Genomic DNA, 16747 nt, shown 5'->3' with positions numbered 1-16747 from the left:
GAGTCTGAATATTGCATTTATAGGACTTGGGGCAATGGGCTGGCATATGGCCTCCCATTTGCCAAAATTGGGTCATCCTGTTTGGGTGTGGAATCGCACAGTGGAAAAAGCGTCTTCACATGCGCAAACCTTTGGTACTTTGCAGGTTGAACTCCAACAAGCGATGCAAGCCGATGTGATATTTTCATGCTTACCGACCAGTGCAGATGTTGAAGCGTTAATTGCGTTACATCCACCCAAATCTGAAAGTTTATGGGTGGATTGTACCAGTGGTGTGCCTGAGTCTGCGCAGCGAATTTCCACTGATTTGGCAGCACGTGGAGTAACTTACTTAGATGCACCTGTTTCGGGTCAAACCATTGGTGCTGAAAGCGGTACTTTGACGGTTATGGTGGGTGGTAATATCGCTGGATTTGAAAGGGCAAAGCCTATTATTCAGGCATTTGCAGGGCTGATTGAATACGTCGGGGAAAGTGGTGCTGGCTTTGCGGTCAAAGCGGTAAATAATACGCTTATGGCAACGCATTTATGGGCACTGTCTGAAGGTTTTTCGATTTTGAAGCATCGAGGCGTTGACTTGGCTGGCGCATTGAGTTGTATTAATCACTCCAGTGGTAAAAGTACCATGTCTGAAACAGTGATGGCGCAAAAAATTTTGAGCCGAACTTTTCAAAAAACCTTTGCTTTAAACCTGTTGCAAAAAGACATTGGTATTGCGATGGATCTGGCCGAAGAAGGACAGATGAAAACACCTGTTTTTCAAGTGACACAAGAACTGTTCTTAAAAACAGATCGAGAACAGGCTGCACAAGTAGATTTTAGCGCGGCCGTTACACAGTTAGAAAAGTGGAATAGTGTAAGGCTCGTTTAAGCTGGTCGCGCGGGAGAAAAGCATGGGAAAACTCATGCTTTTTCTGTTTAAGTGATTTATTTATCAAATAAAAACATAAGCCCGACCAAATGTCAGTTTGCATTTAAAAATCAGGGTATGATAATGAGTGGATCATTAAAAACAACATAGGAAACATTGGTATGAGTACTGACTCAGCTTTTCCAACGCCTAATAATTTAGGGATAGCGGTTTATAGTAATAATGCAGAAGCGATTGGTAACACACCATTGGTTCGTATTAACCGAATTATACAAAGTCCAGCCACCGTTTTAGCCAAAGTTGAAAGCCGTAACCCTGCATTTTCAGTAAAATGTCGTATTGGGGCTGCGCTGATTGCGGATGCGGAAGCACGCGGTGTGCTGAAAGCGGGAATGCACATTGTCGAACCAACCAGTGGCAATACAGGCATTGCTTTGGCATTCGTTGCTGCTGCAAAAGGTTATGCGTTAACTCTAACTATGCCATCAAGTATGAGTATCGAACGTCGTAAAGTGATGAAAGCTTTGGGTGCGAACTTGGTTCTTACTGATCCTGCAAAAGGGATGCGCGGTGCGGTAGAAGAAGCACAGCGTTTGTTGGATGAAAATCCAGACACTTATTTTTTGCCACAACAGTTTGAAAACCCAGCAAACCCAGCTATTCATGAAGCAACCACTGGCCCAGAAATTTGGGAAGCAACAGGTGGTAAAGTTGATATTTTAGTTGCAGGTGTCGGGACGGGCGGTACGATTTCAGGGATTTCAAGTTATTTTGAGAAAGTAAAAAAACAAGCCCTATACTCAGTTGCGGTAGAACCTGCTGAATCGCCGATTATTGGTCAAACCAAACGTGGTGAAACTTTGACGCCTGGACCACATAAGATTCAGGGCATTGGCGCTAACTTTATTCCTAAAAACTTAGACCTCGACTTGGTTGATGAAGTGATGCCAATTGATGCTGCAACAGCAATTGATTGGGCGCGTAAAACAGCAAGCCAAGAGGGTATTTTGGTGGGTATTTCAAGTGGTGCCGCGATGGCAGCAGCAGCTGAACTTGCAGCACGCCCTGAAAATGCAGGTAAAACCATTGTAGTGATTTTACCTGACGGTGGTGAACGTTATTTATCTTCAGTTTTGTTTGAAGATATTTCCGTAGACTAATTTTCTGGATGAAAAAAAGCTAAACATAAAATGTTTAGCTTTTTATGCCGTTTAGAAACTTAAAGGGCTGCGTGTGAAATTTTATCAGGTGTCATGAGGGCTTGGTTGACATACAGTTTAATCAGACGCTCACGAGAACCGATTGATTTTTGATAATGCGTTGAATTGAGTAACAATGACGCACCGTAGGTCACTGTCCATACATAAGATAAATAATCACGAATGGACATTGCGCTGTCTAAAGACTTTAAGTAGTCAGAAGTCATGTCTTTAATTTCGATAATACGTTGCTCACGTATTTGATAGAGTTTCTCAAAAAGTTCTTTGAGTTTACGTTCGTTATTGGTTAAACGTTCTTCAATAACGTGCAGTAAAATCGTACGGTTCGAGTTCAGCATATTATAAAGCATGTATTCGGAAACATACGTTTTAATATCATTGTTATGCTTTTGAGAAATTTCTAACAGGCGAGTTTCATTCAAGATAATCAACTCTAAATAAAGTTGATTTTTACTTTTGAAATGCTTGTAGATTGTACCCTTCGCAATATCGAGTTCCGTTGCTAATTCGCTTAAGGTGATGTCTTGATTATTGTCTAATAATAAAGTCTCAGCCATGGCTAAAATTTTCTCTTTGCGTAATAGAAAATTTTGTTGGCGTACTGAAGTCATTGGCTTATTCCAGTGTATTCCATGAGAACTATAGAGAGGCTATTGAACTTGGTTGAAAATGAAAATGCAACTAAGGTCTTGGATATTACTACAATCGTTTTAAAAATATCCACTTGTTCAACAATAGAAATAAATACAGGTGCATTTTCGCATTTCGTTGTCAATAAATTTGATCTCTAGAGATCAAATTTGGGCCATTGCATTCCTTTTTCGTGATTTTTACACTATTGTCAGTATAGCCACTGTGTTCTTAGAGACGAGAACCTTTAGTGCTCAAGCCTCGAATGCAGTGTGGGTTGATAAATAGATCATCTGTCGTATGGATAGATGTCTTATTCACGTGTTTATTTTAATGTCTTTATAGATGACTCGCTTTGAGACGGTAGCACTATGAAAAGCATTAAAATAAGATCTGAAACGATTAACCCCTTTGTAATATGAAAAAATAGATAGGGAATGTCTTTAAGCCTTTTAATTGGGCTTAAAGCAAATAAACCGCGAAAAAGGATGAAATAGAAAATGATTGTTATTGTAGACGGTGTACGTACAGCAATGGGTGGTTTTCAAGGTTCACTGGCGAGCTGTACCGCACCTGAACTTGGTGCGGTGACAATTAAAGAAGTGTTAAACCGTTCTGGCTTACAGCCGACCGATGTGGATGAAGTGATCTTTGGTTGTGTACTTCCAGCAGGTTTAAAACAAGGCCCTGCACGTCAAGCAATGCGTATCGCTGGTCTACCTGACTCAACGGGTGCAACAACCATCAATAAAATTTGTGGCTCAGGTATGAAAGCCGTCATGCAAGCGGCTGATGCGATTAAAGCAGGTTCAGCTGAAATTGTGGTGGCCGGTGGTATGGAGTCAATGTCAAATGCGCCGTACTTACTTGAAAAAGCACGCGCGGGTTACCGTATGGGACATGGTAAAACCACCGATCACATGTTCCAAGAAGGTTTAGAAGATGCTGAAACAGGTCTGTCGATGGGTGTACTTGCTCAAGAAATGGCAGATAAAAAAGGCTATACCCGTGAGCAGCAGGATCAGTATGCCATTGGTTCTTTAAATAAAGCCGTTGCTGCGATTCAAGGTGGTTTCTTTAAAGATGAAATCGTGCCTGTGACGGTGAGTAGCCGTAAAGGCGATGTTGTGGTTGATCAAGATGAACAGCCGCTCAATGCCAAAGTGGATAAAATTCCAACTTTACGTCCGGCATTTAAAAAAGACGGCACGATTACCGCGGCAAATTCGAGTTCTATTTCGGATGGTGCTTCTGCATTGGTTGTAACTTCATCCGAAGTTGCTGACGCACGTGGTCTTAAGCCATTGGCAAAAGTTGTGGCTTATGCAAGTAATTCCCAGCATCCATCTGAGTTCACCATTGCCCCTGTAGGTGCTATTGAAAAAGTTTTAGCCAGAGCAGGCTGGTCTGCGGGTGATGTAGATCTGTGGGAAGTCAATGAAGCATTTGCGATGGTTACAATGCTTGCAATTGATGGTTTTCATTTAGACCCTGCAAAAGTCAATGTGAATGGTGGCGCTTGTGCACTTGGTCATCCATTGGGTTCGTCTGGTTCACGTATTATCGTGACTTTACTGCATGCTTTGAAACGTACTGGTGGGAAAAAGGGTGTAGCTGCTTTATGTATTGGTGGTGGTGAGGCGACTGCTATTGCCGTCGAGCTGCTGGACTAAAGCTATAATATCCTTAGCTGTACCTGTGAAGAAAATGATTTAAATAGCTATAATTCGGCATGGTTGATTTCATCAAAGGTTCGATTGATTCGGGCCTTTTTTGTTATGTAAAATACATCAAGATCATGCGACAGAATCTTTCAGGGAAAGCATCGATTGTCCAGTACAGCTAAAGGTATAATTAATGTGCTTTTATTGCTGAAATGTCTGATATTAGACCTAGATGCCTGTAAAAGTAAGTTTTGAGCATTGGATCATCGCTATAATGAGTAGATGATGGATCGTCTACCATCACATACATATAAGGAACATTTTTTTCGTGTTTGAACTGGACTGTAAATTACTCAGTATCTTTTTTTACGTTTATAAGTTTAAAAGTGTGTCACTGGCGGCTGATCATTTAGAAATGAGTCAACCGACGGTGAGTAACATTCTGAATAAAATTCGCCAACATTATAATGATCCGCTGTTTTTACGGATTGGCAATGAAATGGTGCCAACTGAGCTGTCGAAACAGTTATTTCCATTGGTCAGTGAGGCTTTAAACAAGGTTGAAATCATTAATAACTTTACGATTGATTTTGACCAAGCGACTTCACAGCAACAGTTTAGTTTGGCCATGACCGATGTTTCGCATTTGGTGTTGTTGCCGAAAATTTCGCAATACTTAAAGAAACATGCGCCACATATTCGTTTGAATATCCGTCCGATCACCTCTGAAACCAGTTATCAAATGGCAAATGGTGAGATTGATTTGGCGCTGGGTTTTTTACCTCAACTGGAAAATGGCTTTTATCAACAGCAACTATTCGAGCAGTATTATGTGGTGATTGCCGCCAAAGATCATCCGCGTTTGACAGGTGATACTATCAGCACAGCGCAGTACTTGGCTGAGTCACATATCGATATTGATGCAGGTATGGGACATTACCATATTGAAAACGAACTGCTCAATTTAGAACTAAAACGTGACATTTTAATGCGTTTACCGAGTTATTTAGGGGTAGGCTTGGTGGTACAAGAAACCGATGCGATTGCGACTGTGCCGTATTATTTGAGTGAAGTGCTGCTTTCACGTGGCAATTTAAAAATCTTTAATGCACCAATTGCCTTCCCAAGTTATGGGGTGAAGCAGTATTGGCATATGTCTTGTCATCACAAAACCAGTCATCAGTGGCTGCGTCACATGTTCCATGAAATTTTAATGAAGTAATTCTTAAAATTTGATGCTTTTTAGTGCGTATAGTGAAAATATGCGTGCTTGAAACCTAATGTGCCCATTTATTGCTCATAAATAGTATTACGAAGTTTAAAAATCGTAATACTAAATTGGCACAGCCTTTGCATCGTCTAATCTGAAAGAGTGATCTAGGGTTCCGATACATATCTATTTTATGTATGTCTGTGACCGAGAGTTCACGGTTCGAAAGAACTACACGGAGGGATAAAAGCCCGGGAGGTAAACAGTTACGATTTAGGCAGAAGCGCATGAGCACAATAACTTATCACGACGATAACGCACTATGGACTGAACTTTTACCAGGTGGGCATCACTGGTCTGGGCGTATTCAACGCGGCACAGTGTTACAGTTCAAAGCATTGGGAGCACAAGCCAACGTTTCACTTTTCTGTGTCAACAGCGAAGACAAGCTCGAACGCTTTAATATGCCAGATAGCTTAAAGGCACAACATACGGCATTTCTAAGTACAGGACATGTGTTGTATTCAGACTTAGGTCGGGTTATGGCCTCAATTGTTCACGATGATCACGGTTGGAATGATGCCTTATGTGGTCCGAGCCGCACAGAACAGATCCAAAAACAATTTGGCACTCAAACCTTTCAAGATGCACGAAATGAGATGTATCGGAGTGGACGCGACAGCCTGTTACTTGAAATGACCAAGTTCTCATTAGGTCAAGCCGACCTGTCAGCTACGGTTAACCTATTCTCTAAAGTTCGCCCTGATGATGCAGGCAACTTATCTTATGTTGATACTGACAATACCCATCAAACTATTGAACTGCGTTTTGAGATGGACTGTCTGGTGTTCCTATCTGCCGCGCCACATGGTTTAAGTCAAGCAGCAAAGTATCAGCCAGCCGATATTCAAATGCGCTTATTCAAAGCCTCCGCTTTAGCAGTACACGATGTCTGTCGTGATTCATGCCCACAAAACCAACGCGGTTTTCAAAACAACGCACGTTATTACGCATTTGATGCTGCTTAACCCCGAGGAGAATACGCATGACCAGTTTACAAGCATTTGATCAAACCGTTTTAAATGAAGTCTGTCCAGCGGGTGAGGCATGGATGTGTGAAGTCCAGAAAGGGCAATATTTCCGTATTATTGACCTCGAAGGCAACCAAGCAGTCGATACTTTATTGATTTCTGCGAGCAATCCTGAAGAACGTTACAGCGCAACCGATACTCTAGCCATTAATCAGCAGATTTATCTAGAAAAAGGCACAGCTCTACATACCAACTATGGCAACAAAATCGCCACGATCCATGATGATAACTGTGGTCGCCATGACACCTTAGGCGGTGCTTGTTCATGTGAGAGTAACACCGTACGTTATGCACACGACACATTTCCGATGCACAGTTGCCGTAATAACTTTATGACAGCTTTAGCTTTGCACCCTATCGCAAAAAAGTATGGACTAAATGTTCGTCATATTGGGCCGAATATTAACTTCTTTATGAATGTACCCGTGAGTAGTGATGGGCATCTCAAGTTTGACGATGGAATATCGGCGCCGGGTAAATATGTTGAAATTCAAGCAGAGATGGATCTCATCGTGCTGATTTCAAACTGCCCACAGCTGAACAACCCATGTAATGCCTATAACCCTACCCAAATTCAACTGATTGTACGTGAAGGCAAGGAGTAAGCAGCATGTTTAAAAAAGTTCTCATCGCCAACCGTGGGGCAATTGCCTGCCGAGTAATTCGTACATTAAAGAATTTAGGCATTCAGTCTGTTGCGGTGTATTCAGAAGCAGACCGTGATTCCTTACATGTAACGTTAGCCGATGAAGCGGTATTTATTGGTGATAGTCCAGCCAGCCAAAGTTATCTAAATATTGAAAAAATTTTACAGGTCGCGAAAGAAACGGGTGCTGAAGCCATTCATCCAGGCTATGGTTTCTTGTCTGAAAATGTGGAGTTTTGTGATTTGTGTGAGTCACAAGGCATTGTGTTTCTAGGGCCGAATTCAGCGCAAATGCGGAGTTTTGGCTTAAAGCATACTGCGCGTGAACTAGCCATTCAGGCGAACGTGCCATTGTTACCGGGGAGCCAACTTTTAGCAGATGAAGCGGAAGCACTGGTAGAGGCGAATCGTATCGGTTATCCCTTGATGCTGAAAAGTACCGCAGGTGGTGGCGGTATTGGTATGCGTTTGGTGTGGAATGAAGCAGAGCTTAAAGATGCTTATGCAACGGTATCTTATTTGGCACAAGCGAACTTTAAAGATGCAGGTTTGTATTTAGAAAAGTTTGTGGAAAATGCGCGTCATATTGAAGTCCAAATTTTTGGTGATGGCCAAGGTTTGGTTCTGGCTTTGGGAGAGCGGGACTGTTCAGTACAGCGCCGTAACCAAAAGGTAATCGAGGAAACTCCTGCACCACATTTAAATGATGAACAACGTGCTTATATTCAAGCTGTTGCCGTTGAGTTGATGCAGTCAGTGAATTACCGTTCGGCAGGTACGGTTGAATTTGTGATGGATACTGACACCCAGCAATTCTATTTCTTAGAGGTGAATACACGTCTACAAGTTGAACATGGCGTGACTGAACAAGTGTTTGGTGTAGACCTTGTGGAATGGATGGTTACTTTAGGTAGCGGTGACTGGACTGCGCCAACAGATACACTTGCACCTAAAGGCCATTCGATCCAAGTTCGTTTATATGCTGAAGATCCAATTAAAAACTTTCAACCCAGTGCTGGCTTATTGACTTATGTCGCGTTTGATCAGCAAGCGCGTAATGAAACATGGGTAGAAACAGGTTCAAACGTGTCTTCCTTTTATGATCCGATGATTGCCAAAATCATTGTGACTCACGAAAACCGAGAAAGTGCAATTCAAGCCATGAGCGATACTTTGGCAAAAACCTCAGTGGCAGGAATTGAAACCAATCTTGAGTATTTACAAAATATTATTGACTGTGAAGTGTTTAAAGCAGGGACACAGACTACACGTTTCTTAAATACTTTTGAGTGGAAAACCCAAAAAGTTGAGGTATTACAGTCTGGTATTCAAACGTCAATACAAGACGTCAATGGTCGTTTGGGGTACTGGGATGTTGGAGTGCCACCATCAGGTGCGATTGATCCACTATCGTTAAATGTTGCTAATCAACTATTGGGAAATCCATTTAATACCGCAGGGCTCGAATGTACATTACAAGGCCCAACTTTAAAATTCCATTGTGACAGCCAAATCGTGATTACGGGTGGCGACATGCTTGCGACATTGGATGGTGTCGACGTTGCCATGTGGCAGACCCTTAATGTTAAAAAAGGGCAAATTCTTAAAACAGGTAAAATCACCACAGGTTGTCGTAGTTATATTGGCATTAAAGGCGGATTCAATGTACCTGCCTACTTAGGCTCGCAAGCGACTTTTACTTTAGGTCAGTTTGGTGGTCATGCAGGACGCAATTTACTCATTGGAGATATGTTACCTATTACGGCTTATAGCTCGGTAGAAACTGTTGCACTGAGTACAGTACAAGTGCCGAGCTTTAGCCATACTTGGAACATTGCAGTGATGTATGGACCACATGGAGCGCCCGACTTTTTCACCAAACGCGATATTGAGCGCTTCTTTGAGCAAGAATTTGAAATTCACTTTAACTCAAGTCGTACAGGCATTCGTTTAGTCGGTGAAAAACCTGAATGGGCACGTACCGATGGTGGTGAAGCAGGGCTGCACCCTTCGAATATTCATGATAATGCTTATGCCATTGGCGCGATTGACTTCACTGGAGATATGCCAATTATTTTAGGACCCGATGGTCCAAGCTTGGGCGGTTTCGTTTGCCCAGCGGTTGTGGTTAGTTCAGAACTATGGAAAATTGGTCAGCTTAAAGCGGGCGATAAAGTTAAATTTATTCCAATCTCTTATGATCAAGCGCAAGTATTGAATCAAAAATATAGCGCAGCGTTAACAGCGGGTACGACTGAAAAAGTAGAATTTTCTCCAAGCTTTCATGCTGAAATGGAGACCTTATCAGATGCCGTTTTAGCGACATTAAAAGGTGAGAACGCTAGACCTGATGTAAGCTATCGTCCCGCAGGTAATAGTTATCTGTTGGTTGAATATGGAGAGTTGGTTTTAAATCTCAATTTACGCTTCCGTATTCATGCTTTAATGCAATGGGTTAAAGACCAAAGTATCGAAGGGATTATAGACTTAACACCAGGTATTCGTTCGCTGCAAATTCATTTTGACTCATTAGTGCTAGATCAAAAACATTTATTATGCCTTTTACAGCAAGCAGAAAGTGAATTGCCTGATGTGACTGCAATGGAAGTTCCGTCGCGCACAGTCTATTTGCCTTTGGCTTGGGAGGACTCACAAACTCAGTTGGCGACTGAACGTTATATGCAAACAGTACGTCCAGATGCGCCGTGGTGTCCTGACAATGTTGAGTTTATTCGTCGTATCAATGGTCTAGACTCGAAGCAAGCAGTGAAGGATGTCGTATATAGTACCAATTATTTGGTGATGGGTTTGGGAGATGTGTACTTGGGTGCACCTGTGGCAACGCCGCTGGACCCACGTCATCGTTTAGTAACTACCAAATATAATCCTGCACGCACTTGGACGCCTGAAAATGCAGTCGGTATTGGTGGCGCATATATGTGTGTCTATGGCATGGAAGGCCCGGGTGGTTATCAGTTTGTAGGACGTACAACCCAAATGTGGAGTCGTTACCGCAAAAACCCCGACTTTGAACAGGATAAGCCATGGCTACTGCGCTTCTTTGATCAAATTAAATTTTACGAAGTGTCTGAAACAGAACTGATGCAAATGCGGGAAGACTTTAAAGCGGGGCGCTTAAAACTTCGTGTAGAAGATGGGGTTTTAAATCTAAAAGAATACAATGACTTCCTCATTGAAAATGCAGCATCCATTTCAAGTTTTAAAGCGGTACAGCAAACGAACTTTGAATATGAACGCCATCGTTGGCATGAGGCAGGTTTGGCTGAACATGTTTCTGAAAGTCTAGATGCGGTGTTAGACGACAGTGAAATTCAAATTCCTGAAGGTGGTTGTGTAGTCGAGTCGCACATGCCGGGTTCTATTTGGAAAATCGAATGTACCTCTGGAGACATTGTGGAAGAAGGGGCAACTTTGGCCGTGATTGAAGCCATGAAAATTGAAATTCCTATTATTGCCCCTGAGCGGATGAAGGTTGAAGCCATTACCATTGAAAAAGGGCAAACGGTAAAAACAGGTCAGGTGCTGTTTACACTGGCACCTGTAGCCTAAACTCAAATATCAAGAAATACAAAAAAGATTGCTTAAGCGGTCTTTTTTCGATTCTGAAAGGAGAATTTATCTAGTACTGACAATAAATCGTTTTGTTAAATTAAGATTGCAACCCATAACAAAAAATAGATTGTTATGAAATGGTTATAAAATGATGTTTTGAATCAAAATATGCTAATTTAGTGAGACGCTTAAAAACATTATGGCTTGTATGAAAAAAACATTACTCGGCATGTTCTTCATGTTAACTTCATCAGTGCTTATGGCAAATACGCCAAATCAGGCTGAGGATACTCAAGCATCAAATCAAAATAATATTCGTGTAACGACTCGCCCTGAAATTGTGGGCTTATGGGGAATGGAAATTCCAAATAATCGTAAATGCGTTGAATACTATAATTTTAAAAGTAATAGTGATGTTGTGATTAAAAGTGGGGAAGAATGGTCTACGGGAATTTATGATTACCAGCCATCTACCGATAAAAATGTGCAACTGCCTGCTTTAATTTTACAGGTCAAATTTGATAATAACCAAGTGGATTGCTCTGGATCTCAAGAAGATCAAACAGGTGAAATGTCTCAGTATTTTGTGAAATGGCAAAGTCCATCGACCATTAATTTTTGTGCCAATGATAAAGCACAGCAATGCTTTGCAACACTACGTCGCGTATTGCCTTAATTAATTCTTTTATAAATAAAAAACCGCGATAAATCGCGGTTTTTTATTTAAGGATCAAGACAATTATTTATCTTGATTTCCTTCAATTTGCTTTAACAAGTGCTTTTCAAGGTAGTGAATATCCATCGCTTGTTCACAGAATTTTTCATCTTGAAGAATCAAATCTTTATGCAATGGAATATTGGTTTTAATACCGGTCAAAATCATTTCATCAAGCGCTTGACGCATGCGAGCAAGTGATGTTTTACGATCCTTACCGTGTGCAATCAACTTTGCAATCATCGAGTCATAGTATGGCGGAATGCTATAGCCTTGATAGATATGTGAATCAAGACGAATACCTGCACCACCTGGCACATAAAAATTCTCAATTTTACCCGGTGAAGGTAAGAAGGTCGTTGGGTCTTCAGCATTGATACGGCATTCAATCGCATGACCTTTGACTTCAACTTGATCTTGTTCAATTTCAAGACCTAAGCCACCAGCAATGCGGAGCTGTTGTTCAATAATGTCGATACCTGTCACCATTTCAGTTACAGGGTGTTCAACTTGAACACGTGTATTCATCTCAATAAAGAAGAATTCACCATCTTCAAACAAGAACTCGAATGTACCTGCACCGCGGTACTGCATTAATTTACAAGCATTCACGCAAGCTTCTAAAATGTCAGCACGTGCTTGTTCAGGTAAATTTGGCGCTGGCGCTTCTTCTAACACTTTCTGATGGCGACGCTGTAAAGAGCAGTCGCGGTCATAGAGGTGAATCGCGTGGCCATTACCGTCGGCAAGAACTTGGACTTCAACGTGACGAGGTGTTTGTAGGAAACGTTCCATATACACCGTGTCATCGCCAAACCACATTTCAGCATCACGCTGTGCGGCTTGAACGGATTCAAGCAGGGTATCGACGCGTTCTACAATACGCATACCGCGACCACCACCACCAGAAGCAGCTTTCACAATCAATGGGAAACCAATTTCTTTAGCTTCAGCCAGCGCATTTTGCGGTGTAACTGCATTTGCAGAACCCGGTACAGTTGGAACACCTGCTTTACGCATTGCTGTAATTGCAGAAACTTTATTCCCCATCAAACGAATATGTTCAGGGCGTGGTCCAATAAAAATGAAACCTGAGTTTTCTACAATTTCAGCAAATTCAGCATTTTCTGATAAGAAGCCATAACCTGGGTGAATGGCATCTGCACCTGAAATTTCAGCTGCTGTAATAATGGCAGGAATGTTCAAGTAGCTTTCGCTGCTCGCACCCGGTCCAATACATACTGCTTCGTCTACAAAACGTAGGTGCATTAAGTCTTTGTCGGCATCTGAATAGATCCCTACAGTCTTAATCCCTAAAGTTTTGCAGGCACGGGTGATGCGCAGGGCAATTTCACCACGGTTTGCAATTAAAACTTTTTGCAACATTATAAGTCCCCGTCTATTACGCGCGGTAGCGGAATAATGGTTGACCGAATTGGATCACTTCGCCGTTTTTCACTAAAATTTCTTCAACCACGCCGCTTTGCGTTGCTTCAATCGGGTTCATGATTTTCATTGCTTCGATAATACCAAGTGTTTCACCAGCAGTGATGGTTTGACCGACTTTAACAAATGGCGCTTCACCTGGGCTTGGAGCCGCGTAGAACACACCAACCATTGGAGAAGTTTCTACAGCACCACGTGGTGCTTTAGCCGCTGGAGCTTGAGCAACAGGAGCTGCCATAGCAACAGGAGCACCAGCTGCAACAACTGGACTACGACGAGTCAGTGCAATCGATTGATCGCCTTCTTTAACTTCAATCGCTTGTAAGTCAGATTCAATCATCAGGTCGATGAGTTTCTTGATTTTACGAATATCCATGTGACAGTATTCCTAATTATGATTGCGTAGAGGGTTGAATTTTAGTGAGAGCGTAATTGAGCGCAGCGCTATAACCTTGAGCACCTAAGCCACAAATAACGCCAACGGCTTTATCTGATAAATATGAATGATGTCTAAACGCTTCGCGCGCATGAACATTCGATAAATGAACTTCAATAAATGGGATGGTTACACCAAGCAGGGCATCACGTAGAGCAACAGAGGTATGCGTGAGTGCAGCAGGGTTAATAATAATAAATTGGACGCCATCCGCTTGGGCTTGATGAATACGGTCAACAATGGCACCTTCCCAATTACTTTGGAAAGTGTCGAGAGAAATTGAAGCATTTTCAGCTTGTGCAATGAGTTGCTGATTGATGTCGTTCAGCGTTAGAGAACCATATACTTCTGGTTCGCGCATTCCTAGCAAATTTAGATTCGGTCCATGAATAACCAAAATGGTCGAACTCATTTAGCTTGCTCCATTTATAAATTGCAATAAATCTTTGCAAGATGGCTGCAAAGTTTGCGTATTATGGCATAAAGTTCTACATTTTTTTTATAGTTTGTTTGAATTGACGTAGATGCTTAGTGCCAAACTTCGGCAATATAATGTAAATTTTGCAAGGAATTGACAATGTTAAAAGATTACAAATTTTCGGATTATTACTCTTTTTTACATTGTAAGCCAAATTGACCAAAAGCAGCAGATTTGTTTTCGTTTTATGCCAGAGGTACAACTCAAGTCTTGAAAAGAGGGCAACTCAGACTTCTTAGTCGGTAGCTCACGCTACATCAAATCTAGATCAATTCTTATATGGCTAAACTGTATATCAAAATAAAACTAAAGTCTGATATGGTTTGTATCTATGCATGATCTGATAAATTTATTCTAGCTATTTTGGCTGGCTTGGCGACCATGATCAATTCAGCTTCTAAGCTTTATTGGATCAACATTGAACTGGAAAATATCACTTTCATCAATTAAAACATCAACTTGTTACGTTGAAATGTATGTGGACGTTTTTGTCTGTTATTAACGTCTATCTAGCTGATGCCATGATCTTTTAGAAGAAACTGAAAAACTTGAAACAGTAAGAGAAAAATTCAGGTTTTTAACGGTGCTTTTCAGCATCCTCTTGGTTGAGAGATTTTACCGTTAAATAAGCAAAAGACTGTAGAAAAATTGCTGAGTAGCAGAATGTATTGAAAAAATATCCTCCTATTGCGTATGGAATTTTACTGTGCGAGAAAATTTATAAAAGAAAACGATTGGCTATTTTGCTCACTTAACTGGGTAGATTTGGCTTTACATGATGGAATCTAGTGAGTTTAGGATTGGCAATAAGTGAAATTTCGAAGATATGATTTTGAAATCATAATAATTTCAGTTTGTTTTATATACAATTTTTGAGTTTTGATGATTTTAATATGAACAATAGAATGAGCCAAAGCCAACATATTTCTAATGCTGAGTTTTACGCATTCCTATCTCTTTCTTTAAATAGGTACGAAAAAAACAGCCCATGTTGGGCTGTTATTGGATCAGATCTAGAGCATTAAGCAATAAAGTCTAAGATGGCCTGATTGAAGGCTTTGGGCTGTTCGATATTTGAAATATGAGAGGCATCGATTTCAAATAGGGCACTACTTCGGATGTGATTCACCATGTACTGTGCATCTGAGACTGTTGTTACGGGGTCTTTACGCCCAGCAATCACAAGTAAAGGTACGTGAATGCTTTCGAGTTTTTCACGTAAATCCGCTTTAGCCAAAGCTTCACAGCAACTCGCATAACCTTCTGGGCTGCCAGCACCTAAGTCGTTTGAAAGCGCTGCTACAGTTGCTGCGTTGCTTTGGATAAAGGGTTCGGTAAACCAACGGCTCGCAGCCGTCGATGCAATGGGTTCTAGACCTTGGGTACGTACTAACGACGCGCGATCATTCCATGCTTGTTCATTGCCAATTTTGGCTGAGGTATTACATACAATGGCACGGTGAAAACGTTCAGGTTTATGAATGACTAACCACTGACCTGTAAGTCCGCCCATTGAGATACCGCAAAAAATGGCTTTCTCAATGTTTAAATGGTCCAATAAATGTATCAGGTCTAGACCAAGTTGTTCAATATCATATGGCCCTTGAGGTGCGGAAGACTGGCCATGCCCGCGAGTGTCATAGCAAATCACAAAATAATTTTTCTGGAAAAAAGTAATTTGTGGTTTCCACATGTTGAAGTTTGTGCCTAGCGAGTTTGAAAAAACGATCGCGGGATTTTTTGAGTCACCAAAGGTCTGATAGTGAATTTCGGCATTATTTGAAGTAAAACTTGGCATATGCTTTTCCTTAATTCATTAAAAATTTTGAATGTTTCCACTGTTATTCTCAGCAAAAAGCGTTATGAGCAAAAACACCACGTCAGATTAGAAGAAGGGTTAAATGCGCTGAATAATCATTGCAATACCTTGACCGACCCCAATACACATTGAACATAGCGCATAGGTTCCACCGCTTTGTTCGAGTTGGTTTAAAGCTGTTGTCACCAAACGTGCGCCCGATGCACCCAGTGGATGACCAATCGCAATCGCACCACCATTTGGATTCACTTGAGTCGTGTCATCTGCCAGACCAAGGTCACGTGTTACGGCAAGAGCCTGTGCAGCAAAAGCTTCATTCAACTCAATCACATCCATCTGCTCGATGCTGAGATTGGCTTGTTTGAGTAACTTTTTGATGGCAGGTGCTGGTGCAAAGCCCATGATGCGCGGTTCTACACCCACTGCCGTAGATGCAATGATCTTGGCACGTGGTTTAAGCTGGTATTGTTCAATCGCTGCTTCTGAAGCGATCAGTACAGCAGCCGCACCGTCATTGATGCCTGACGCGTTTCCCGCTGTGACGGTGCCTTCTGCTGTGACGACTGGCTTCAGTTTCGCCAAACCTGCTAATGTGGTCGATGCACGCGGATGTTCATCCGTGTCCACCACAATTGGATCACCCTTACGCTGAGGAATGCTCACTGGGATGATCTCATGTGTAAAAAAGCCTTGAGCTTGCGCGGTTGCGGTGCGCTGTTGACTCGCCAAGGCAAACTGGTCTTGATCTGCGCGATCAATATTAAATTGTTGCGCCACGTTCTCTGCAGTCTGTGGCATGGTTTCGACACCATACATGGCTTTCAACTTCGGATTGATAAAACGCCAGCCCATGGTGGTGTCTTCAATCTTCTGGCTACGGCCATAAGCTGTTTCTGATTTACCCATGACAAAAGGTGCACGAGACATACTTTCGACGCCACCTGCGAT

General features: G+C 41.8%; 14 protein-coding genes and 1 riboswitch. Of the genes, 8 read left to right on the top strand and 6 right to left on the bottom strand.

Going from position 1 to position 16747, the window contains the following annotated elements; genetic code table 11:
• Positions 1-34 precede the first annotated feature (34 nt).
• Both PTT44_RS01230 and cysK read left to right on the top strand, forming a co-directional pair.
• On the top strand, positions 35-871 hold the full coding sequence (locus PTT44_RS01230) for an NAD(P)-dependent oxidoreductase (protein WP_252726154.1): 837 nt from the start codon (positions 35-37) through the stop codon (positions 869-871).
• A gap of 161 nt (positions 872-1032) precedes the next feature.
• Positions 1033-2031, top strand: coding sequence for a cysteine synthase A (cysK, locus tag PTT44_RS01225; protein WP_168159599.1), 999 nt, complete (start codon positions 1033-1035; stop codon positions 2029-2031).
• Between the two features lie 59 nt (positions 2032-2090).
• Here the strand turns inward: cysK and PTT44_RS01220 are convergent, their stop codons facing one another.
• Positions 2091-2702, bottom strand: coding sequence for a TetR/AcrR family transcriptional regulator (locus PTT44_RS01220; protein WP_004693224.1), 612 nt, complete (start codon positions 2700-2702; stop codon positions 2091-2093).
• A gap of 519 nt (positions 2703-3221) precedes the next feature.
• Here PTT44_RS01220 and PTT44_RS01215 point away from each other — a divergent pair.
• The 6 genes from PTT44_RS01215 (at position 3222) to PTT44_RS01190 (ending at position 11581) form a co-directional block, all read left to right on the top strand.
• Positions 3222-4394 (top strand): thiolase family protein, encoded by a 1173-nt coding sequence (locus tag PTT44_RS01215; protein ID WP_168159598.1) that lies wholly within the window; start codon positions 3222-3224, stop codon positions 4392-4394.
• Between the two features lie 319 nt (positions 4395-4713).
• Positions 4714-5607: a LysR substrate-binding domain-containing protein gene (locus PTT44_RS01210; protein ID WP_168159597.1), complete on the top strand. Its 894-nt coding sequence runs from the start codon at positions 4714-4716 to the stop codon at positions 5605-5607.
• 144 nt (positions 5608-5751) lie between these two features.
• Positions 5752-5855, top strand: a riboswitch (guanidine-I (ykkC/yxkD leader).
• A gap of 27 nt (positions 5856-5882) precedes the next feature.
• Complete coding sequence (locus tag PTT44_RS01205; RefSeq protein ID WP_168159596.1) at positions 5883-6623, top strand: urea amidolyase associated protein UAAP1; 741 nt, start codon at positions 5883-5885, stop codon at positions 6621-6623.
• A 17-nt stretch (positions 6624-6640) separates the two neighbouring features.
• Positions 6641-7291 carry an urea amidolyase associated protein UAAP2 gene (locus PTT44_RS01200; RefSeq protein WP_168159595.1) on the top strand — a complete coding sequence of 217 codons (651 nt, stop codon included), beginning with the start codon at positions 6641-6643 and terminating at the stop codon, positions 7289-7291.
• 5 nt (positions 7292-7296) lie between these two features.
• Positions 7297-10902, top strand: a complete 3606-nt coding sequence (uca, locus tag PTT44_RS01195) for an urea carboxylase (protein ID WP_273795519.1) — start codon at positions 7297-7299, stop codon at positions 10900-10902.
• 241 nt (positions 10903-11143) lie between these two features.
• Positions 11144-11581, top strand: coding sequence for a hypothetical protein (locus PTT44_RS01190; RefSeq protein WP_435781940.1), 438 nt, complete (start codon positions 11144-11146; stop codon positions 11579-11581).
• Positions 11582-11644: 63 nt separating this feature from the next.
• On the opposite strand, the gene accC is transcribed toward PTT44_RS01190, so the two are convergent.
• From accC to PTT44_RS01165, 5 genes are all read right to left on the bottom strand, one after another.
• A complete protein-coding gene (gene accC / locus PTT44_RS01185) occupies positions 11645-13006 on the bottom strand; it encodes an acetyl-CoA carboxylase biotin carboxylase subunit (RefSeq protein ID WP_005399493.1) in 1362 nt (453 codons plus the stop codon).
• 16 nt (positions 13007-13022) lie between these two features.
• Entirely contained in the window at positions 13023-13442 is a 420-nt protein-coding gene (gene accB / locus PTT44_RS01180; protein ID WP_010326668.1) for an acetyl-CoA carboxylase biotin carboxyl carrier protein, read from the bottom strand.
• Between the two features lie 16 nt (positions 13443-13458).
• Complete coding sequence (aroQ, locus tag PTT44_RS01175) at positions 13459-13914, bottom strand: type II 3-dehydroquinate dehydratase (protein ID WP_168159592.1); 456 nt, start codon at positions 13912-13914, stop codon at positions 13459-13461.
• 1087 nt (positions 13915-15001) lie between these two features.
• Positions 15002-15778 carry a 3-oxoadipate enol-lactonase gene (gene pcaD, locus PTT44_RS01170; RefSeq protein WP_168159591.1) on the bottom strand — a complete coding sequence of 259 codons (777 nt, stop codon included), beginning with the start codon at positions 15776-15778 and terminating at the stop codon, positions 15002-15004.
• Between the two features lie 99 nt (positions 15779-15877).
• The coding region (locus PTT44_RS01165; protein ID WP_273795518.1) for an acetyl-CoA C-acyltransferase at positions 15878-16747 on the bottom strand (870 nt) is incomplete at its 5' end.

It is taken from the genome of Acinetobacter sp. Gutcm_16 (genome assembly GCF_028649355.1).
GTDB classification, from domain to species: domain Bacteria; phylum Pseudomonadota; class Gammaproteobacteria; order Pseudomonadales; family Moraxellaceae; genus Acinetobacter; species Acinetobacter johnsonii.
The sequence above is the reverse complement of the archived record's forward strand: the minus strand, read 5'-3'. Positions and strand labels throughout refer to the sequence as shown.

What these genes read in the sequence shown, in the direction of transcription:
- PTT44_RS01200 (WP_168159595.1), top strand. Translation starts at nt 6,641, where the DNA reads ATGACCAGTTTACAAGCATTTGATCAAACCGTTTTAAATGAAGTCTGT.
- aroQ (WP_168159592.1), bottom strand. Translation starts at nt 13,914, where the DNA reads ATGAGTTCGACCATTTTGGTTATTCATGGACCGAATCTAAATTTGCTA.
- PTT44_RS01190 (WP_435781940.1), top strand. Translation starts at nt 11,144, where the DNA reads ATGTTAACTTCATCAGTGCTTATGGCAAATACGCCAAATCAGGCTGAG.
- PTT44_RS01215 (WP_168159598.1), top strand. Translation starts at nt 3,222, where the DNA reads ATGATTGTTATTGTAGACGGTGTACGTACAGCAATGGGTGGTTTTCAA.
- uca (WP_273795519.1), top strand. Translation starts at nt 7,297, where the DNA reads ATGTTTAAAAAAGTTCTCATCGCCAACCGTGGGGCAATTGCCTGCCGA.
- PTT44_RS01220 (WP_004693224.1), bottom strand. Translation starts at nt 2,702, where the DNA reads ATGACTTCAGTACGCCAACAAAATTTTCTATTACGCAAAGAGAAAATT.
- cysK (WP_168159599.1), top strand. Translation starts at nt 1,033, where the DNA reads ATGAGTACTGACTCAGCTTTTCCAACGCCTAATAATTTAGGGATAGCG.
- accB (WP_010326668.1), bottom strand. Translation starts at nt 13,442, where the DNA reads ATGGATATTCGTAAAATCAAGAAACTCATCGACCTGATGATTGAATCT.
- PTT44_RS01205 (WP_168159596.1), top strand. Translation starts at nt 5,883, where the DNA reads ATGAGCACAATAACTTATCACGACGATAACGCACTATGGACTGAACTT.
- accC (WP_005399493.1), bottom strand. Translation starts at nt 13,006, where the DNA reads ATGTTGCAAAAAGTTTTAATTGCAAACCGTGGTGAAATTGCCCTGCGC.
- PTT44_RS01230 (WP_252726154.1), top strand. Translation starts at nt 35, where the DNA reads ATGGGCTGGCATATGGCCTCCCATTTGCCAAAATTGGGTCATCCTGTT.
- pcaD (WP_168159591.1), bottom strand. Translation starts at nt 15,778, where the DNA reads ATGCCAAGTTTTACTTCAAATAATGCCGAAATTCACTATCAGACCTTT.